Source organism: Paenibacillus spiritus, from assembly GCF_008710135.1.
In the GTDB taxonomy this organism is placed as follows: domain Bacteria; phylum Bacillota; class Bacilli; order Paenibacillales; family Paenibacillaceae; genus Paenibacillus_AQ; species Paenibacillus_AQ glufosinatiresistens.
In genome coordinates, this window is sequence record NZ_VYKK01000003.1 from 1 (window position 1) to 19260 (window position 19260).

Consider the following 19260-nt stretch of genomic DNA (forward strand, 5'->3'; position numbering starts at 1 on the left):
GGTGAGCCCTATCGGCGGCGAAGCGCCGCCCCGGAGGGCCGGTGAGCCCTATCGGCGGCGAAGCGCCGCCCCGGAGGGCTGGTGAGCTCTATCGGCGGCGAAGTGCCGCCCCGCAGGCAGGCCGATCGGCGGGAGCGGGCGCCTTCACCGGGGCGCGGCGCATGCTTTTGCCGGATGGGTCGCGAGGTGAAGCTGCTGACGGACGCTCTCCAGCGCCAAGCGGACCGTACGGACCCTATTGGGGCAAAATCTGCTGCTTCTGAGCCGTTAACGGACCGAGATGCGCTTATTTCAGCCTAATCGACTCGATGGCCCGGCATTCCGTGCAAATAAGGGCTCTGGGGTCCGATTGCTCGGATAAATCCGGTGGAATTTCCGGAATAGGGGCTTTGAGGTCCGCATCGGCAGGCCCTGACAGCCCGCCCGTGATTGGCGACATCGCCGCATTCCTGAAGCTTGGCTGCATCCGTGACACATCGCCGCACTCCTGAAGCTTGGCTGCATCCGTGACACATCGCCGCATCGCGGACGATCGCCATACCCGCCGGGAACCCGGCGCGGAGTATCACATTTGTAAGGGAGGACACGTTCATGGCAGATTTGAGCATTGATCTCGCGGGTATCCGGTCGCCGAACCCGTTCTGGCTGGCCTCGGCGCCGCCGACCAACACCGGCTATCAGGTGCAGCGCGCTTTTGAAGCGGGATGGGGCGGCGCGGTGTGGAAGACGCTGGGCGATCCGATTATCAATACCTCGTCCCGGTTCGCCGCCGTCAACTTCAACGGGCAGCGCGTAGCGGGCTTCAACAATATCGAGCTGATTACCGACCGCCCGCTGGATGTCAACCTGAAGGAAATCTGCGAGACGAAGAAACGGTTCCCGGATCATGCCGTGATCGCTTCCCTGATGGTCGTTCCGGAGCGGGAGAAATGGCATGAGATTGTCAAAAGGGTCGAAGATGTCGGCGTCGACGGCCTGGAGCTGAACTTCGGCTGCCCGCACGGGATGGCCGAACGCGGCATGGGCGCGGCATCGGGCCAGCAGCCCGATCTGGTGGAGATGCAGACCTATTGGGTGAAGGAAGTCGCGAAGACGCCCGTCATCGTCAAGCTGACGCCGAACATTACGGACATTACCGTTGTGGCCCGCCATGCGGTCAAGGGCGGCGCCGATGCGGTGAGCATGATTAATACAATCAACAGTCTGGCCGGGGTGGATATCCATACGTGGAATACCATCCCCCATGTCGGCGGCATGGGCGCACACGGCGGCTACTGCGGTCCGGCCGTGAAGCCGATTGCCCTGAACATGGTTGCGGAATGCGCGCGCCATCCGCAGGTCGGCGTGCCGATCTCGGGCATCGGCGGCATCTCGACCTGGCAGGATGTCGTCGAGTTCATGCTGATGGGCGCGACCGGCATTCAGGTCTGTACGGCTGTCATGCACCACGGCTTCCGCATTGTGGAGGAGATGATCGACGGGCTGAACAACTACCTCGACGAGAAGGGCCTCGCCTCCGTTACGGAGCTGATCGGCCGTTCGGTGCCCCGCTACTCCAACTGGGGAGATCTGGACCTCAACTACAAAGTCGTGGCCCGAATCAACGAGGAGAACTGCATCAACTGCAACAAATGCCATATTGCCTGCGAGGACGCCTCGCACCAGTGCATCGACATGCTGACCAACGCCGAAGGCAAGGCGGTGCTGCGGGTGCGCGAGGAGGACTGCGTCGGCTGCAACCTGTGCTCCATTGTCTGCCCGGCGGACGGCGCAATTGACATGATCGCCCTGGATTCCGGCCTGGCGCCGCTGACCTGGAACGAGCGGCAGCGCATCGTGGCCCAACTGAACGAAGCCTATACCGAAGCGGAGGTGCTGTAAGCCATGAAGAAGCTGATCAAGAACGGAATGATCGTGACAGCGACGGATGCCTACACCGGAGACATTCTGATCGAGCACGGTGTAATCACCGGGATCGGCAAGGAACTGAGCGCCGAGGGAGCGGAGATGATCGACGCGGCGGGCTGTTATGTGTTCCCGGGCGGCATCGACCCGCATACGCATCTGGACATGCCGTTCGGCGGGACCGTGACCGCCGACGACTTCGAGACCGGGACGATCGCGGCCGCTTACGGCGGCACGACGACCGTCATTGATTTTTGCCTGACGACCAAAGGAGAACCGCTGCAGCAGGCCGTCGACGTCTGGCACGCCAAGTCGGAGTCCCGGGCCGCCATCGACTACAGCTTCCACCTCATGGTCTCCGAGCTGAACGACCGGGTGCTGGCCGAGCTGCCGGGGATCATCGAGAACGAAGGCATTACATCGCTGAAGGTGTTCATGGCCTACAAGAATACATTCCAGGCCGACGACGGCACCCTGTTCAAGACGCTCCAGACCGCCCGCCAGGAAGGCGCGCTCGTTATGGTCCATGCCGAGAACGGCGACGTGATCGAGTATCTGGTGAACAAGGCGATCGACGAGGGCAACACCGACCCGATCTACCATGCGCTGACCCGTCCGCCTGAGCTGGAGGGCGAGGCCACCGGCCGCGCCGCCTATCTGACGGAACTGACCGATTCCCAGCTCTACGTCGTGCATGTGACATGCGCCGAAGCGGCGTGGAAGATCGAGGAGGCGCGGAAGAAGGGACTTCGCGTCTATGGCGAGACCTGTCCGCAGTACCTGACGCTGGATATCACTGATCTGGAGAAGCCGGAGTTCGAGGGAGCGAAGTATGTCTGGTCGCCGCCGCTGCGCGAGAAGTGGAACCAGGAGGAGCTGTGGAAGGGCCTGTGGAACGGCAGCCTCCAGACGATCGGGTCGGATCAGTGCTCGTTCAATTTCAAGGGCCAGAAGGAGCTGGGCCGCGGCGACTTCTCGAAGATTCCGAACGGCGGACCGACGATTGAGGACCGGTTCAGCGTGGTCTATTCCGAAGGCGTGGAGAAGGGACGCATCTCCATTCATAAGTTCGTCGATATCATCTCGACGCAGAGCGCCAAGCTGTTCGGCTTGTTCCCGCAAAAAGGCACCATCGCGCTGGGCAGCGATGCCGACATCGTCATCTTTGACCCGTCCGTGAAGCGGACGCTCTCGGCGGCGACGCATCATATGAACGTCGATTACAACCCTTTTGAGGGCATGGAAGTGACCGGCGAGCCGGTGAGCGTGCTCGTCCGCGGGGAATTCGTCATCCGCGACAAGCAGTTCGTGGGCGCCCCGGGCCGGGGGCAATATCTGCGCCGCAAGCGGTTCGGCGACGCCGCAAGGCCGCTGCCCGGCAAGGCTGAAGTCGGCGGGGGGGTCTGAGATGTCGGCCTACGACGATTACGCCAGAGAGAAGGAAGCGGTCGATGAGCAGGTCTCGACCGGATACGCCATCGCCGGAATCGCCGAGGATCTGGACGGTGCGGTCGTCCGGTTCGTCCGCGGGGAGCCTGCTCCGGCGGCCGCCGAGCTCCGGCTGCTTACCGCCGATGCGCGGAAATATGTGACGACGCTGCTTGTGGCGGCGAAGCGTACGGCAGGGTAACAGCGGCCTGCTAATTCGGGAAGAATGTGCAGCAGACGGGACGATGCGGGGATTCGGCATCGTCCCGTTTTAAATAGCGCGGCGATTGGCGGGGTCGATATGCCTGCGAGCCGGTCTAGGCATCGAGCTTCTCCTGCACGGCGCCTGCCGTTCCGGGAGAGCCGGGGGAGGGGAGATCGGAAGACTCTTGGCGAATGCTGGGATTCAGGAGCATCAAGCCTAATACGATCATGCCGAATACCGCCATAATGGCAAAGAAAGACCGGACAGGTATGGAGAGGATCAGGACGCCAGCCAGCAAGGTGGAGAGAGGCCGCGAGGCTTCAAGCAGCACCTTCATCAGACTGGATGCCCGGCCCAGCGTCTCCTGGGGCACTTTTAATACGAACAGCGTCTGCAGCGTAACGTTAGCCAGAGGACTTCCCAATCCGACGATGAATACGCAGACCAGCTCGGCGTACAGATGGTGAATCCAGGTTAACGCTCCGAGACCGGCGAGCATCAAGGCGATGCCTGCGGCCAGAAGGACGATGCGCTGCATTCTTCGGAGCAGATTGAGAGAGAACACTCCTGCCGTAATGCCGATCACGAAGAGAATTTCAAACAGGGCGAGCTCGGTTGAATCCCCGACAATGAGTGGGAACAAGAGCGTGGTAGGGGCCAGCATGAAATTAATAAGCACCAGATACAGAATCAGGTTCCTCAGCAGCGGGTGGGCGGTAACCGCAAGAATCCCCTCTTTGAAATCCCGGGCGAATCCGGAACGGTCCAGCTTCTCGGAGGACTTCTCCACCAACGGCCGGCTGCGGATCAAGGTTAACAAGAGCGCCGATCCCATAAAAGTCGCCGCATTAAATAGAAAGGCATAGGACGCATCATAATGCAGCAGCAAGGCCCCGAAGGCCGGTGCAACCAGGCCGACCAGAGTCTGAATCATTTGAGCCAGGCTCTGCGCCTGCATCATCTGCTCCCCGGGGACCAGCGTGCGTACCGCCACTGTCCGGGAGGGGGTGAAGAATGCCCCGAATGAGGCCATAATCAGCATGTAGGGCTTAAGCAAGCCGGCCATCAGCATCGCGGCGATGAAGGCGATCATGATCCCTCTGGCGATGTCGCACATAATCATGATTCGCTTCTTGTTCCCTCTGTCTACGATAATCCCGGCGAACAGGCCGAAGATCAGCAGCGGTACGGTCTCGGACGCGATCAGCACCGACATGAGAAAGGAACTGCCCGAGATCTCCTTCATAATCCAGATCAAGGCGATGGCGTATACGCCGTCGCCCAGGGCGGATACCACCTGCGAGGCAAGCAGCATCCGGTAGTTGGACAAGGATAGGAGACTCCGGTAGGATGGCTTGACGGTCTGATCCATAACGGATGGATTCCTTTCTATGTGGATTGGGCCGCTTCCTGCATCTCTCGCAGCCGTTCCAGCCCTGCTCTCTTGGGGGAGTAATCGCCCAGAGGGATGGCCAGGCTGAGGAAGACGCCTTCTTCCGTCAGCATCAGGCGTCGGGCGACAAAGGAACACAGGATATCCCGTACCTCTTCGCTGCTTATTCCGAATCCCCGGGTGCGGAGTCTTGCCGCGACGTTGTCGCTGGAGCTCATGTTGTCGCATTCCAGATACACAGCCGTTTCGTGAATGCTTAGCAGGGTGATCGTGCGGGCGGCAATCGGCCTGGTGTCTACCAGAGCCAACTGATTTTCTTTGAGCACAGAGAACAGTTCGCTGGTGGAATAATCCGTCTTCCAAGAACGGATGGCTTCGGCGAGATTCCGGATATAAGAGGAGGGCTGCTGTCCGTCGCCGTAATCGAAATCAAAGTGGCAGGCGATTTCCGCGCGTTGTTCGGGCGGCAGAGCGGGATAGACGTATTCATAGGCTTGAAGCGGCCGGATATTCCGGATGCGGTATTCATGGGGCGAGTCGAAGTAAGGGCTGAACCGGTCCAGACGAATGGGTGAGGTTCCGGCCGGGGGAGCCAGATGGACAAGGCTTGGAATCAGCGATGCGGCTTCCTCATAGTCTTCGGGGTTCTCTCCGGGAAAGCCGTAGAGGAAATTCCACATGGGACCTACGCCATATTCGGCGCACCACTTCAAGAGGCGGACATTCTGAAGCATGCTCACGCCCTTCTTCATTCGTCTGAGCACGGAGGTAATCAAGCTCTCGATTCCAGGCTGCACATAATAGAAGCCGGCATCCCGGAACAATTGGATCTGCTCTTTGGTCAGATTGGCCTTGGTCTCGTAGAACATATTCAGGTTCAGGTTCCGGTCGCGGATCTCCGGCAGCAGAGATTTGAAATAACCCATGTCGATGATGTTGTCGACGGCGGTAGCCCGGTTGGTGAAATTCTGATAGCGCTCTTTCAGATAAATAATCTCGTCGAGTGCCCGCTTGGGGGATTTGCTTCTGTAATTCATAGTCGAGCCGTTCAGGCCGCAAAAGAGGCAGTGGGATTTCTGTCCCCACCAGCAGCCACGCGAGGACTCGAACAGAAAGCTCTGCTTCTCTGCCGAAGGTTCCAGGCCGGCCTCCAGATACTGCTGAAAATAATCGTCGTAATTGGGATAGGGCAAGCTGTTCATGTCATGTACAGGCTGACTGGATGACGGGGCGCTTGGACCCGGTGCGCCGTATCTGGGATTAAGCAGAACGCCCTGAACGGAACACTCCGTAAGGCTGCGGCCGGATTCCAGTTGTTTCATGAACTCGATGAAGGAATCATCGCCTTCGCCGGAGCAGACCACGTCAATAAAAGGATAGGCCTGAAGCGTCCCGGGTCCCATGACCCCATCCATGTTGGCCCCGCCGAAAGCGATGATCTTGTCCGGAAAGCGCTCCTTCAATCGCTTCGCCAGGCTCAGTGCGGCGACATTCTGCTGGAAGACCGAGGTGAATCCGATCACATCGTAAGAGGCCCAATCCCGCTCGCGAAGAGCACCGTCCAAGAAAGCTTCAACCTCGCTGCGGATGCAAGATAGCCGCTCGAACAGTTCGCGGCGTTGTTCCGGCGTCTCCGTACCCGAAGGGAAGGCGGCAGCATAATAATCGGTATATTCCTGGAAATTGTCGACGCCGAACAGGGATTCGGAGAAAATCCATTCTCCCGCCAAGGAATTGGTCGCATAGGTAAAGTTCTCCGCAAGATGATCGTAGGCTTCCTGGCCGATCATACGGGCAAAGGTGAGATTCAAGTAACAGGATTCACAAGCGATGCCGTGCTTCAGCAGTCCGGCTTGCAGCAGACTGATGCCTATCGACGGTCTGTAGGCGGACGCAAAAGGCATATTTACAAAGAGGACCCGCATCCCAACTCCTCCATTTTCTTCTTAGTCAACCTTTTATGGTGTGCATGGTCATAATATCCATTTGATGGAATTATGAGTTGTATGGATTATAGCTTCGGCATATCCGGCAGTCAATAATATTTCCCATAAAGTTGTAGATTCGGGACGGATGCTCACCCATTTTCTATTTCAGAGCCACACGCATTTCTAACTCCGGGATATACCTGATTTTTGGGGTACCGTCTTCACTTATAATCATTTCTTTGTTTGCCGGGTCTTTGTACAGGTAGAGGTAAGGCTTAATAACGATAGTTTTGGAGTATCCGTTCAAAGGCTCGTAACGCGCATCCGTAACTTGAACTAAACCATCGGTCGGGTTCCAGCTGTGGCTGGTGAGAAAATTCAACTTATGCCCGGATTCGTCGAAAAGATCGTATCCCATTAAAGGGATATGGCGGGAATCGGAAGGGTCAACTGTAAGTCGCAGCGAGATACTTGTCGTCACTGGAGTAACTTCAACCTTCTCCAGATCTACCGTCAGGTTCTGATAGGAATGTTTGAGGTGAGGTGAGTATACCTTGAGGTCTGAAACGTTCAGACGGACCGGAACCGTAAGTGCATAAGGCTGGTCCACACCTTCCAATATTACCTCAAGAGATAATCTGAAGTGGTCAGGAAAAGGTTCTCCCCCTTGATTCCGCAGATTGGAGAACTCCAGAACAGAAGAATTTTTATCCCTTCCCTGAAAGCTGTAAATATCAATGGAGTTATCCGTTTGAGAGGGTTGGAAATCCTGAATGTCTCTTCCGTCTATAGACAGATGAATAGATTTGATTTGCGACTGTAAAGGTAGAGAGGTTGATTCGGCTTGACCCATGCGCTCTATCCCTAGAGAAAGGCGGGTCCCATCAAACATTACCACGGGCACTTGGAGTGAAATACCATTATGGCTATCCTGAGAGGCAGTAGAGGTATACCATCCGCGTTCATCAGCTGTACGAAGACCTAAATCGCCGGTAAACTGAAAGAGAGTAGACAGGACGGGTACCTGCTTCATAGAGGCCGCCATAGTAGGAGAAAGATAAGGAAGAGTGAAGAGCATGACGGCTGCAAGTGAAGCGACAGAGAAGACAAACCGCGTCTTGCTCCTGCGAGAAGGTACCGGGACCGAAGGTAAATCGGTCTTATGATAACGGTCCATCGTGCTCTTCACCAAATCAATCGTTACCGGGTCCTCGTTCAGAAGTCGCTTGATGAAATCCAAGTCGTTATCTTTTGGCATCTGCGTAGACTTCATAGCGGTCATACTCCCTTCTTTTCAGTACTTTTTTTCGGATACGTTCATATTTCTTACGGACCGTGGCTGCCTTGATGCCCATAATGGAACCTATTTCCTCATAATTGTATTCCTCGAGTGCTCTGAGAAGCAGAATTTGCCGTTCCTGCATGGTAAGTAGCTCCAGCAATTGCACGATATATTCCGAGTAATGATGAGGAGCTTCCGAAGAGAGATGTTCGGTGCGATAGCGGGAGAAGAAATAGGACTCCCGACTTTTTCTTTTCAAAATATCTGTACAATGATTGTGGGCAATTTTGTAAATCCATGCTGAGAAGGATACAGTTGGGGTATAACTTTTTATATGCCGAATCGCTTTGATAAAGATATCCTGTGCTGCGTCTTCGGCCTCTTGGCTATTCTTTAGCAGATAAAAGCAATATAAGTAGATGGGTTTTTGGAACTTCCGGATAATAGGTTCAAATGGCTGCACCTCACCTTCCTGGACGAATCGAATAAGCTGTTCCAGCTCCAGATCCGAGCCCGCGTCTGGGTTGCCTCTTGTGGCCATGGTCTTGTTCTCCCTCCTTTCACTTTGTATAACGATGAAGGATAACGTTTTGTGACCCTAGTACAATAATAGAAAGGGAGCCCGTCTATGAAATACGAAATCGTCCATACCAATACGTTCAAGTACGACTCCGAGGTCGATCAGAGCCTGAACACGATCCGGCTGAAACCGCTCACCGACGAGGTGCAGCGGCTGCTTCAATACCGGGCGGACATCGCGCCGGTATCGCTTACCCAGGAACATACCGACCTGTGGGGGAACCGGGTCGAGACCTTTTTTATTCCGGAGAAACACCGCCTGCTTGAGGTCAAGACGACATCGCTTGTCAGCATTCAGCGCAGCCCGTTCGCCGACCAGATTCTGTACTCGGACCGGATGCGGGCGATCTTCCACTCCGAGCTGTTCCGCCAGCACTACCTGTCTTATCTCAACGAGACGGATTACACGTATCTGGAGCCCGCCCAGCTGGCCGAAGCCCAGCGTGAACTCGGCGGGATGAACAATCCGGTGCAGTATGCGATCAGCGTCATGCAGTACCTCTACCGGACATTCACCTACGACGGACAATCGACCCAGGTCACAACGACGGCGCGGCAGGCGTACGGGTTAAAAAAGGGCGTGTGCCAGGATCTGGCACACGTCATGATCGGGATTCTGCGCGCAAGGCGCATTCCCGCCCGCTATGTCAGCGGGTACCTGTATGTCGGCGAGAATTCCGCCCTGAAGGGCGACGCCGCCACCCATGCCTGGGTGGAGGTGATGGCGCCGGGCATCGGCTGGATCGGGCTGGACCCGACCAACAATGTCGAGGCGCTCGGCAATCACATCCGCGTCGGGACCGGACGCGACTATGCGGATGTCAGTCCGCTTCAGGGCGTGTACCGGGGCGGAGGCAGCACGCTGGAGGTCAGCGTGTCGGTCCGGCTGCTGGAGCAGTCGGGGCAGTGAGCAGAATTCTTTGTAAAATTTGATCCAAAGTGTAACCAACTTTTGCGCGTCGGGCGCGCTGCCCCCGCATCGTGTATAATAAGGGCCATCAAGCCTGCGGCCTGCCAAGAGGCGCGGGAACGAGAGGACAAGTCGATATGTTCGAGCTGGAGGCCGCCTCGTGGCTGACGGAGGACCGTCTGCGGGAGCTGCTGGAGCAGTACCGGTCGCTGGGACCGCTGCCGGGTCTGCTGCTGACTTTTATGAAATCCTTTGTGCCGCCGCTGCCCACGGTTCTGATTGTCGGATTGAATGCGGCCGTCTACGGGTTATGGCCCGGCTTTCTGTATTCGTGGATCGGGCTGGTGGCCGGCTGCCTGGCCACGTTCGCCATCATCCGCGGGGTTGCCTCCCAGCGCCATCTGCGCAGGTGGGCGGCCCGCCCGAGAGTCGCGAAGGCGATGAAATGGGTGCGGGAGAGCGGGTTCAGCTATGTGTTCCTGCTCAGCCTGTTCCCGGTCGGACCGTTCGTCATTGTCAATCTGGCCGCGGGACTCGCGGGTATGAGGCTGCGTTCTTACCTGCTGGCGGTGCTGGCCGGCAAAGGCATTATGGTGCTGGCGGTATCGTATATCGGCAGCGACGCGGCGCGTTTTGCGGAAAGACCGTTCGAACTGATCTATGTCGTCCTGTTCGTTCTGCTCTGTCTGTGGGCCGTTAAATCCATTGAACGCTATTTCTCCCGGAAGTATGCCGGGGGAGGCGGAGGGAAAGGGGAACCATAACCGTCATGAAATACCGCAAGCTGGGAAGTACGGGACTGCGCGTCTCGGTGGTAGGCGTAGGAACGTGGCAGTTCGGAGGCGAGTGGGGCAAGGACTTCACGCAGCCGGAAGTCGATGCGATGCTGGACAAGGCCGGGGAGCTGGGCATTAACCTGATTGATACGGCGGAGTGCTACGGCGACCATCTGTCGGAGCGATTCATCGGCGAATATATCAGCCGCAGACGGCGCGAGGACTGGGTGGTGGCCACGAAGTTCGGACACCATTTCAGCGGCCATCTCCAGCGGGAGCAGCTCTGGAGCGCGGACGACGTGCTGAAGCAGCTCGACGGGTCGCTGAAGGCGCTGAAGACGGAGTATATCGACCTGTACCAGTTCCATTCCGGCACGGACGCCCAGTTCGACAACGACAAGCTGTGGAGCATGCTGGACCGGCAAAAGGCCGCGGGCAAAATCCGCCATCTCGGCGTCTCGATCAGCAGTTCCGGCAGCGGACGGCATCAGACGGAGGCGGCCGCTTCGGTCGGAGCCGAAGCGATCCAGGTCGTCTATAACCGGCTGGAGCGGGGGCCGGAGGAAGAGCTGTTCCCGATCTGCGCGGAGCAGCGGCTCGGCGTGCTGGCCCGGGTGCCGCTGGCGAGCGGCTACCTCAGCGGCAAATACAAGCCGGACGCGTCCTTCCCGGAAGGCGATGTGCGGGCGGGCCACGACGCGCAGAAGCGCGAGCTTATGCTCCGGGAAGTGGAGCGGATCGCGCGCGAGGAGGTGCCGGAGGGCATCGACATGGCGCAGTGGGCGCTCGCCTGGTGCCTGACGAATCCGGCCGTCACGACGGTGATTCCGGGCTGCAAGGATATCCGGCAGATTACGGCGAACGCCGAAGCGGCCGGCCTGGAGATGGTGCCGGATACCGAAGCCTGATACGGGCTGAAGCTCTAATCAAGGCTCCTAAGAAGGCTCCTAAGAAGGCTCCTAATAAAAGCTCTAAAAGAAAGCCGCGCTTCCCGAAGAGGGAGCGCGGCTTTGCCGTACCGGGAACCGGAGCCAAGGGGAACCGGCTAATCGCAGAGGGAACCGGCCGCTCCCTTATGATCCGCACGGAAGCGGCTTATTCCCCTGCGGCTTCAATCCGGCGTGAACCATTCCACCGGCACCGTCTCCGGCTCCGGCCGGGAACGGTGCCGCCAGCGGTTCAGGCGGACGTCGTAGGCATAGTCGCGCCGCCACTGCGCGCCGTGCTGCGCAATCGCCGCCACGGCGTCCGCGATGGCATGCACCTCGCGGAGCGTCATGATCGGGTGCAGCGATACGCGCACCCAACCGGGCCGCTGCGACTGGTCGCCGCTGAAGGCGGCGGTGGCCGCGGCGGCGGACGCCTGCTCGCCGATGCCGAGCAGGTAATGGCCGTATGGTCCGGCGCAGGAGCATCCCCCCCGGACCTGGATGCCGAACCGGTCGCTGAGCATCCGGGCGACCAGGTTGTAGTGCAGGCCGCGCAGATTGAAGGAGACGATGGGAAGCCGCTCCCGGTGGCGGGCCTCCAGCAGGGTGAGGCCGGGGATGCGGCTCAGCCTCGTCAGCAGCGCGCGGCCGAGCGCCTGCTCGCGCTCGGCGATCCGGCCGGTGCCCATCTGCTCTTTCAGCCGCAGACAGAGCGCGGTGCGGATCGTCTGGAGAAACGGCGGCGTACCCCCGTCCTCCCGGGCCTCCAGACTCTGAAGATAGCGGTGGCTGCTGAAGGGGCTCACCCAGGCAACCGTGCCGCCGCCCGGCTCGTCGGGGACGGGGCTTGCGGCGAGATCGGACCGCAGCATCAGCACGCCGCCCGCGCCGGGGCCGCCGAGGAACTTGTGGGGCGAGAAGAAGAGGCCGTCCAGCCGCTCGCGGGGGTCGGGCGGATGCATGTCGATCTCGACATACGGGGCGCTTGCGGCAAAATCCACGAAGCACCATCCCCCGTGCTCGTGCATCGCGGCGGCGAGGCTGCGGTAAGGGGTAACGAGCCCGGTCACGTTCGAGCAAGCGGTGAACGAGCCGATCTTCAGCCGGCCGGGATAAGCGGCCAGCGCTTCGCCCAGCTTCCGGGGGCAGGCGTTGCCGTCCGCTCCCGGCGGCACTTCGACCACGTCGGCCAGACTCTCCCGCCACGGCAGCAGGTTGGAGTGATGCTCCATATGCGTCACGAAGACGACCGGGCGCTCCCCGGGCGGCAGGTCCATCCGGCCCGCGAGCCAGGGCGGGAGCCGCAGGCCGAGCAGCCGCTGGAGCTTGTTGACCGCGCCGGTCATGCCGGCGCCGGCCAGGAACAGCGCGTCGTCCGGGCCGGCATGGACGTGGCGCTTGATGATGCGCCGCGCCTCCTCATAGGCGCGGGTGATGAGAGCGCCCGCAGCGCTCGCCTCGGTATGCGGGTTGGCGACATAAGGGCCGAACCGTTCCTGAATCCGCCGTTCAATCGGCTCATACAGCCGTCCGCTCGCCGTCCAGTCGGCGTAGAGAAGCCGCCGGGAGCCGTACGGCGTGAGAATCCGCTGCGACATGCCGATCGTATGCTCGCGGAATTTTCGAAACGCGTCCGCATGGGGCGCTTCTTCCTCCGGTGCGGAATGAATCACTTGCGTTCCCCCCAGCCTGATCATGGTCCACCCAGTATATGCCCGGGGCGGAGGATGGGTTAACGCCCATGCCGGAGGCGCCCCTTCAGATGAACAATTGCACGTCGCTCTCCAGCGCGTCCTTGAGGTAGGCCGCCGCGTCAATGATCTCAACTTCCGGCAGCAGTTCTTCGGGCTTGAAGCCCATAATCTCCACCGACAGCTTGCAGGCATAGAATTTGATGTTCTTCTTGCGCGCTCCCTTCAGGAAGTGAATCAGCTTCGGCGCGCCCTGGTCCTCGATCATCTCTTCCAGCAGCAGCTTCCCCAGCCCGCTGAAGTTCATCCGCGACAGCGGCAGCTGCTCGGGGCCCTTCGGGGTGACCAGATCCATCAGCTTCTCGTACAGACTCTTGTCCTCCAGCGTCATCGTCTCGGGATCGCGCAGCAGAAACAATCCCCAGAACGCAAAAAACATCGTCACCTCGGCGTCGATGTCCCTTGCCGCGTTGGCCAGAATCAGTCCGGCCATCGCTTTGTCGTATTCTCCGCTGAACATCAGCAGGTTAACCTTCTTCGTCATGTGCAACAGCGCCTTTCATGTCCGCATAGAGCCGGTAATGGGAGGGGGCGTCCTTAGACGCCGCATCCTCCGGCTAGTATGGACATCGGGGCCAAAGCTATGCGCGAAAGGCCGGGAAGCGGGCTTCCTGGCTGCGGCTCAGTCGGCGGGGCCGCTGCCTTGGGGGCGGTTCTCATCGGGGCTTTCGGAGGCCGTATCCCGGGCCGCTTCGGGATGCGCCGCCGTATACTTCCGCTCATAGCTGCGGGCGAACAGCCAGACGGCGCCGGTGAACAGCACGATCAGGCCCAGGATAACCGAGAACCGCCAGTCTCCGTCTTTCTTGAAATTCAGCTGGACGACGGTGAGCACCAGGGAAATCTGGAACCAGACCAGCGTTCGTCTGCGGAGCGGAATAATCCCTTCGCCCATCCGGGCCATGCTGCGGACAACGACAAGAGCGAGGCCGATCAGCAGCAGGGCGAAGACGCCCGTTGCGATCAGTTCTCCATTGGTAAAATCATTCATTCGCTCGATCTTCCTTTCGGTTCGGTGGATAGGAACTTATTCCCCGGAACTGCGGGGAGTCAGCATCGGCCCGATGCTGCTTGCAGGCAGCGGACGGGCGATATAATAGCCCTGGATGCAGCGACAGCCGCGGGCGACCAGGTAATCGGCCTGTTCCCGGGTCTCGACGCCTTCGGCGATCAGCCCGTAGCCGAGCTGGGAAGCAACCTGGGCGATGGATTCGATGATCGCTTCGTCGATGGGGCTGAGGCCGATGCCTGTAATGAAGGCGCGGTCGATTTTGATTTTGTTGACGGGAAAATGCTTCAGATAATTCAAGGACGAATATTTCGTGCCGAAATCGTCGATGGACACGGTAATGCCGATATCCCGGATCTGCTGAAGAAGCGGGTAATGCTCCTCCATCATCGCGGTGCTCTCGGTGATCTCGAATTCCAGAACATCCGGTTCCAGCCCGAACTCGTCCAGCACAGCCAGAAGTCCGGGAATCAGACTGCGGTTATAGAACCAGCTGTTGGAGACATTGAGCGAGGTCCGGCGAACCGCAAGTCCCTGGGCCTTCCATTCGGCGAGCTGGCGGCAGACCTCGCGGATGACCCAGTCGGTAAGCTGGACCATCAGACCGGCTTCCTCCACCGCCCCGATGAACCGGTTCGGGCCAATCAGCCCCTCCTGGGGATGGTTCCACCGCAAAAGCGCTTCCAGACCGACAAGCTGCCCGGACACGATATCCACCTGGGGTTGATAATACAATACAAACTGCCGATTCTCCAGCGCCGACAGCAAATGGCGGTTGATGACGCTCTTCTGCTTGAGCTTGTCCCGCAGATTCTGGTCGAACATGTAACAGGTCTCTCCGGCCTGGGTCTTGGCTTGGTACATGGCCGTGTCGGCGAACCGGATCAGATCGTCCCGGGTCCCGGCATGCTCGGGGTAAAGGGCGACCCCGATGCTGGTCGAGAGGTTGAGCCGGGCCCCGGCCACTTCCATCGGTTCGCCCACGACAGAGCTAAGACGGGCGGCGAGCGCAGCCGCTTCTTCGGGGGTGTCTTCGAACAGCATGACGAATTCGTCTCCCCCTGTCCGGGCGAACATCCGGTAGGGCAGTCCGCTGTGCTGAATCCTCGCCGCCAGCGTCTTCAGCACCTGATCGCCTGCGCCGTGGCCGAGCGTATCGTTAATCTCCTTGAACCGGTTCAAGTCGAAGTAGAACAGCATATAGCGGCGGGTCGGATCATCGCTCTGCAGCAGGGCGTCGAGCGTATTGGTGAAGTGCCTCCGGTTCGGGATTTCGGTCAGGCTGTCGTAATAGGCCATCTGCTCGTAGGAGCGCTCCGACGCCCGCAGATCCCGGGTCCGGGCATTCACCAGCTGTTCCAGATCCCGGCTGAACCGGGTCTGCTGCCGGATGAAGTAGGAGACGAAGCCGAGAAGCGACAAGAGCGCGATATCAATCCAGAAGACCCCGGCCAAGGCCCGGCGCCGGACGCCGGGATGAAGCGGCTCGTGAATCTCCCATTGCTGGTTGTAGAAGGAGACGGGAACACTGATGATGGCTTCCGTCCCCTTCGGCCGGGGGCCGAACAGGTACTCGGAAGCCCCGCGGGTTACATAAAGGCTGGAGTTGCTGCCCAGGAAATGATCGACAATATCCTGAATCCGCAGCGTTACCGAAATGATGCCCTCGAAGGCATCGCCCGTGTACACGGCTTGGCGCATCACCAGGCCGTAATCGCCCTGGGCCAGCTTCCGCGGCCCGTCCATCACAATCCCCCGGGAGTTCATCGTCTCCCGGATAAGATCCGGCGAAGCCAGCGAAGCGTCGCTGAGAAGGCTTTTGCCCATAATGACAGCGCTGCTGTCCGGCGGATACGCATAATCAATGACGCCCCGGGGAGCGACGGCAATATTCAGCACATGGTCGGTGGACCGGTACGCGTTCTGCAGATACAGGCGGACCAGGGACGGGTCGGCGTCGAAGCCGACGGTCCGGATGAAGGAGCCCACGCCCCGGATGATCGACACCCGTTCCTCGATATTGGCGGACAGCATCGAAGCGCGGGCGGACAGGTCGGCTTGGACAGACCGGCGCTCCCGGTCGACCGATACGGAATAGTAGGAATACAGCGACAGCTGCAGGACAAAGATGATGGCGAGGATCAGCAGGAAGGGTTTTTTCTTGAAGAAAGCCATAGGGGGCCTCCGGTCAGCAGGACTCGTATTCTTGCGGCAGGAGATCAGATGCGGACCTGTAGGGCTGCCGCGTTGAAAATGTCGATTGATGTCGTGCCGATCCTCTCTAGGATGGCATTTTTAGCAAGTTTGCGCAAGTGAAATCGGCGGGGATTTCATGTATACTATTTAATGATAATTATTCTTATCTAATATTCATCTTATACAGGAGGCTTGCAGAACCGACATGAATGCATGGAGGTTATTTAAAAAGGCATCCCGGTTCGGCGTGATCCCGGTCATGATGGTACCGGTGGTGCTCGGCGCCCTCGGGGCATATGTCTGGGAGGGCGTCTTCCATCCGCTGCTCTTTGTGCTGACTTTCACAGGAGCGGCCGCCGCCCATCTGTTCTCCAACATGATCAATGATCTGTGGGATTACCGGAGCGGCGCGGATACGGAAGCGAAGAACACGCCGGGAGCCATCTCGACCAACTCGGGATTTCTGGCTGCGGGCGTACTGAGCGAGCGCGTATTCGGCGCGATTACGTGGAGCCTGTTCGCGGTCGCGCTGATCTGCGGCCTGCTGCTCAGCGTTCTGGCTGGACCCGAACTGCTGTGGTTCGTGGCGGGCGGAGCGGTGCTGGCCTATTTCTACGTGGCTCCGCCGCTGCGGTTCGGCTACCGGGGCAGGGGCTACAGCGAGCTGGCGATCTTTCTCGCCTTCGGCCTGATGCCGGTGACCGGTTCTTACTTCGTCCAGACCGGCGAGTTCGGCTGGAAGCCGGTGCTCTTGTCGCTGCCGGTCGGCCTGCTGACCACGCTGCTGCTGTTCAATCATCATTTCCTGCACTGGCGCGCGGATCAGCGGGCCGGCAAGAAGACGGTCGTCGTAGCGCTCGGCGAACGCCGGGCGCTGCGTCTCTCGCGGCTGATGCTCTATGTCGCATACGCTTCGGTTGTGGTATGCGCTTCGCTGGGCGCTCTGCCGTGGTATGCGCTGCTGGCTCTGCCGACCGCCGTGCCGCTGATCGGCGCGTACCGCAGGCTGGGCGCGGAGAATCCGTCCCAGGCTTATCTGCCGCTGATGGGCGCATCGCGCAGCGCCTCCGTGCGTTGCGGCTCGGTCATGGCGCTGGCGCTGCTCCTGCAGGGCCTGATCGGTTAGCTTCGTCACCTTTTCCTCTAGTCCCTAAATTTCCTGACAGAAAGAGAGCGATCTTCATGGACAAGCAGTTCACACTCGGCGATTTTCACACCATCCTGTCGGATGGACAGGTCTGGAAGACCGGCGGCTTCAAGCTGCCGGACGGCACCTTCTGGGCTTACCGCGAGCCGGAGGCGGTCGTCATCGTCCGCAACGGCATTCTCTACGTGCGGGCGCAGCTGACCCGCGGCCATAACCAGGTGCAGATTCTGGACAACGCCAAGCATATGTATTTCTCCGCCGAAGAGGTGGAGGTGCCGGAAGCCGGCGAGATCAGCTTCGAGCTGCAAATGCGCGCGCGGACGTCGGGAACGGCTCCCGGCGATCTCTACGACGGATATGTGTCGCTTAATCTGCTGGACTTCTCGACCGGAGCGGCGCTTGATTTCTTCGCGGGGAACGACAAGTACGCGAGCGTCTACGCCATTCTGCCGTTCCCGGGCGTGAGCGTGCCCGATACGGGAGGAACGAAGTATTTCTCCATCTTCAAGGAAGATACCGATTTCCAGGCCCGCGAATTCAACACGTACAAGATTACCTATCACCGGGGGAACGACGAAGCGGTCTTCTACCTCAACGGCAGAGAAGTGCGCCGGGAGAAGAACATTCCGGTCAAGCTGAACCGGTTCACGGTTGCGCTCGGCATGATGACGGAGAAGGATCTGTCGCCCGAGGGCAGCGTATCCTGCCATGGACAGACGGTTATCGCCGAGTACTCCCCGGTCGCGGTAACCGTGACGGAGGGCTGAGCCCCGCGTGAATCTCCGGACCTTCCTGAAATATGTAGAGATCCAGACCAAGGTCGCCAGCATGATCCCGCTGGCCCTGGGCACGTTGTACGCACTGTACCGGTTCGACAGCTTCCGGCTGGAGAATTTCCTGTTCATGCTGCTCTCCCTTCTGAGCTTCGATATGGCGACGACAGCGATCAACAACTATTATGATTTCAAAAAGGCGGCCCGCACCCACGGGTACGGCTACGAAACGCATAACGCCATTGTCCGCTATAAGGTCAAAGAGCGCACCGCTGTAACGGTTATCGTCGTACTGCTGGTGCTCGCCGCCGGCGGCGGCCTGCTGCTGGTGTCGCAGACAGGGCTTCTGGTCTTCCTGCTCGGAGGCCTGTCCTTTCTGATCGGAATTCTGTACTCGTTCGGACCGATCCCGATTTCGCGGATGCCGCTCGGCGAGCTGTTCTCCGGCCTGTTCATGGGCTTCGTCATCATCTTCATCTCCGCTTATATTCATGCGGACGGCGAACTGGCGTCGCTTGCGCTGAGCGGGCCGTGGACCGATTTGTCGGTCCGCCTGGACATCCGTCTGACCGAGGTGCTCGCGCTGTTCGGCTTCTCGGTTCCGGCGGTTCTCGGGATTGCCAACATTATGCTGGCCAACAACATCTGCGATGTCGAGGAGGACATCGACAACCGGCGCTATACGCTGCCCGTCTATATCGGGAAGGCCCATGCGCTCCGGCTCTTCGCGGCGCTCTACTATTTGTCCTATCTGGACCTGATCGTTCTGCTGCTGCTCGGCGTCCACCCCCTGCTGGTGCTGGCGGCACTGCTGACGGTCATTCCGCTGCGCCGGAACATCGCCGCCTTCCGGGCCCGCCCGGAGAAAGCGGCGACCTTCATTCTCTCGGTCCGGAACTTCGTGCTGCTCTGCGGGGCCCGGATCGCGCTTATGCTGGCGGCCGTGCTGCTGGAGACGCTGTAGACAGGGAGAAGAAATACAGAAGGAAGACAGGCCCGCGCCTATGGCTCGCGGGCCTGTTCGGTCTGCCCGGAGCTTGGCAGCAAGA

The 19260-nt window shown here is 59.5% G+C and carries 17 protein-coding genes; 9 read left to right on the forward strand and 8 right to left on the reverse strand.

All coding sequences use genetic code 11. The features are described from left to right. The first annotated feature begins 591 nt into the window (after positions 1–591). Genes preA through F4V43_RS01160 form a run of 3 tightly spaced genes read left to right on the forward strand, consistent with a single transcriptional unit; the run spans position 592 to position 3535 of the window. Positions 592–1881, forward strand: coding sequence for an NAD-dependent dihydropyrimidine dehydrogenase subunit PreA (gene preA, locus F4V43_RS01150; RefSeq protein WP_150456409.1), 1290 nt, complete (start codon positions 592–594; stop codon positions 1879–1881). Between the two features lie 3 nt (positions 1882–1884). Continuing rightward, positions 1885–3312: a dihydropyrimidinase gene (gene hydA, locus F4V43_RS01155; protein ID WP_150456410.1), complete on the forward strand. Its 1428-nt coding sequence runs from the start codon at positions 1885–1887 to the stop codon at positions 3310–3312. Between the two features lies 1 nt (position 3313). Beyond that, the gene (locus F4V43_RS01160; protein ID WP_150456411.1) at positions 3314–3535 is read left to right on the forward strand and encodes a hypothetical protein; all 222 of its coding nucleotides are present in this window, start codon (positions 3314–3316) and stop codon (positions 3533–3535) included. 115 nt (positions 3536–3650) lie between these two features. Here the strand turns inward: F4V43_RS01160 and F4V43_RS01165 are convergent, their stop codons facing one another. The 4 genes from F4V43_RS01165 to F4V43_RS01180 form a co-directional block, all read right to left on the reverse strand. Then, entirely contained in the window at positions 3651–4910 is a 1260-nt protein-coding gene (locus tag F4V43_RS01165) for an MFS transporter (RefSeq protein ID WP_150456412.1), read from the reverse strand. Between the two features lie 17 nt (positions 4911–4927). Beyond that, on the reverse strand, positions 4928–6856 hold the full coding sequence (locus F4V43_RS01170) for a RiPP maturation radical SAM C-methyltransferase (RefSeq protein WP_150456413.1): 1929 nt from the start codon (positions 6854–6856) through the stop codon (positions 4928–4930). 163 nt (positions 6857–7019) lie between these two features. Beyond that, positions 7020–8132 (reverse strand): DUF4179 domain-containing protein, encoded by a 1113-nt coding sequence (locus F4V43_RS01175; RefSeq protein ID WP_191089423.1) that lies wholly within the window; start codon positions 8130–8132, stop codon positions 7020–7022. Continuing rightward, on the reverse strand, positions 8104–8682 hold the full coding sequence (locus F4V43_RS01180; protein WP_150456415.1) for an RNA polymerase sigma factor: 579 nt from the start codon (positions 8680–8682) through the stop codon (positions 8104–8106). Before F4V43_RS01180 ends, F4V43_RS01175 begins: the two co-directional genes overlap by 29 nt. 87 nt (positions 8683–8769) lie before the next feature. Between F4V43_RS01180 and F4V43_RS01185 the strand changes: the two genes are divergently transcribed. From F4V43_RS01185 to F4V43_RS01195, 3 genes are all read left to right on the forward strand, one after another. After that, the gene (locus tag F4V43_RS01185; protein WP_150456416.1) at positions 8770–9630 is read left to right on the forward strand and encodes a transglutaminase domain-containing protein; all 861 of its coding nucleotides are present in this window, start codon (positions 8770–8772) and stop codon (positions 9628–9630) included. 137 nt (positions 9631–9767) lie between these two features. Next, positions 9768–10394 carry a TVP38/TMEM64 family protein gene (locus tag F4V43_RS01190; RefSeq protein ID WP_150456417.1) on the forward strand — a complete coding sequence of 209 codons (627 nt, stop codon included), beginning with the start codon at positions 9768–9770 and terminating at the stop codon, positions 10392–10394. 5 nt (positions 10395–10399) lie between these two features. Further along, entirely contained in the window at positions 10400–11314 is a 915-nt protein-coding gene (locus F4V43_RS01195) for an aldo/keto reductase (RefSeq protein ID WP_150456418.1), read from the forward strand. 203 nt (positions 11315–11517) lie between these two features. On the opposite strand, the gene F4V43_RS01200 is transcribed toward F4V43_RS01195, so the two are convergent. The 4 genes from F4V43_RS01200 to F4V43_RS01215 form a co-directional block, all read right to left on the reverse strand. Further along, a complete protein-coding gene (locus tag F4V43_RS01200; RefSeq protein ID WP_223879737.1) occupies positions 11518–13008 on the reverse strand; it encodes an aminotransferase class V-fold PLP-dependent enzyme in 1491 nt (496 codons plus the stop codon). A gap of 85 nt (positions 13009–13093) precedes the next feature. Beyond that, positions 13094–13570, reverse strand: coding sequence for a DsrE/DsrF/DrsH-like family protein (locus F4V43_RS01205; protein WP_150456420.1), 477 nt, complete (start codon positions 13568–13570; stop codon positions 13094–13096). A 138-nt stretch (positions 13571–13708) separates the two neighbouring features. Then, entirely contained in the window at positions 13709–14077 is a 369-nt protein-coding gene (locus tag F4V43_RS01210; protein WP_150456421.1) for a hypothetical protein, read from the reverse strand. 36 nt (positions 14078–14113) lie between these two features. After that, positions 14114–16270, reverse strand: coding sequence for a putative bifunctional diguanylate cyclase/phosphodiesterase (locus tag F4V43_RS01215; RefSeq protein ID WP_150456422.1), 2157 nt, complete (start codon positions 16268–16270; stop codon positions 14114–14116). 226 nt (positions 16271–16496) lie between these two features. On the opposite strand from F4V43_RS01215, the gene F4V43_RS01220 reads away from it, so the two are divergent. From F4V43_RS01220 to F4V43_RS01230, 3 genes are read left to right on the forward strand one after another with little or no spacing between them, the layout of a single operon-like run. Beyond that, a complete protein-coding gene (locus F4V43_RS01220; RefSeq protein ID WP_150456423.1) occupies positions 16497–17417 on the forward strand; it encodes a prenyltransferase in 921 nt (306 codons plus the stop codon). A gap of 56 nt (positions 17418–17473) precedes the next feature. Beyond that, positions 17474–18205 (forward strand): DUF6081 family protein, encoded by a 732-nt coding sequence (locus tag F4V43_RS01225; protein WP_150456424.1) that lies wholly within the window; start codon positions 17474–17476, stop codon positions 18203–18205. Between the two features lie 7 nt (positions 18206–18212). Then, on the forward strand, positions 18213–19175 hold the full coding sequence (locus F4V43_RS01230; protein ID WP_150456425.1) for a 1,4-dihydroxy-2-naphthoate polyprenyltransferase: 963 nt from the start codon (positions 18213–18215) through the stop codon (positions 19173–19175). Positions 19176–19260: the final 85 nt, after the last annotated feature.

Bases quoted from the DNA above. Each gene is read 5' to 3' on its own strand.
- preA (WP_150456409.1), top strand. From the start codon at position 592: ATGGCAGATTTGAGCATTGATCTCGCGGGTATCCGGTCGCCGAACCCG.
- hydA (WP_150456410.1), top strand. From the start codon at position 1,885: ATGAAGAAGCTGATCAAGAACGGAATGATCGTGACAGCGACGGATGCC.
- F4V43_RS01160 (WP_150456411.1), top strand. From the start codon at position 3,314: ATGTCGGCCTACGACGATTACGCCAGAGAGAAGGAAGCGGTCGATGAG.
- F4V43_RS01165 (WP_150456412.1), bottom strand. From the start codon at position 4,910: ATGGATCAGACCGTCAAGCCATCCTACCGGAGTCTCCTATCCTTGTCC.
- F4V43_RS01170 (WP_150456413.1), bottom strand. From the start codon at position 6,856: ATGCGGGTCCTCTTTGTAAATATGCCTTTTGCGTCCGCCTACAGACCG.
- F4V43_RS01175 (WP_191089423.1), bottom strand. From the start codon at position 8,132: ATGAAGTCTACGCAGATGCCAAAAGATAACGACTTGGATTTCATCAAG.
- F4V43_RS01180 (WP_150456415.1), bottom strand. From the start codon at position 8,682: ATGGCCACAAGAGGCAACCCAGACGCGGGCTCGGATCTGGAGCTGGAA.
- F4V43_RS01185 (WP_150456416.1), top strand. From the start codon at position 8,770: ATGAAATACGAAATCGTCCATACCAATACGTTCAAGTACGACTCCGAG.
- F4V43_RS01190 (WP_150456417.1), top strand. From the start codon at position 9,768: ATGTTCGAGCTGGAGGCCGCCTCGTGGCTGACGGAGGACCGTCTGCGG.
- F4V43_RS01195 (WP_150456418.1), top strand. From the start codon at position 10,400: ATGAAATACCGCAAGCTGGGAAGTACGGGACTGCGCGTCTCGGTGGTA.
- F4V43_RS01205 (WP_150456420.1), bottom strand. From the start codon at position 13,570: ATGACGAAGAAGGTTAACCTGCTGATGTTCAGCGGAGAATACGACAAA.
- F4V43_RS01210 (WP_150456421.1), bottom strand. From the start codon at position 14,077: ATGAATGATTTTACCAATGGAGAACTGATCGCAACGGGCGTCTTCGCC.
- F4V43_RS01215 (WP_150456422.1), bottom strand. From the start codon at position 16,270: ATGGCTTTCTTCAAGAAAAAACCCTTCCTGCTGATCCTCGCCATCATC.
- F4V43_RS01220 (WP_150456423.1), top strand. From the start codon at position 16,497: ATGAATGCATGGAGGTTATTTAAAAAGGCATCCCGGTTCGGCGTGATC.
- F4V43_RS01225 (WP_150456424.1), top strand. From the start codon at position 17,474: ATGGACAAGCAGTTCACACTCGGCGATTTTCACACCATCCTGTCGGAT.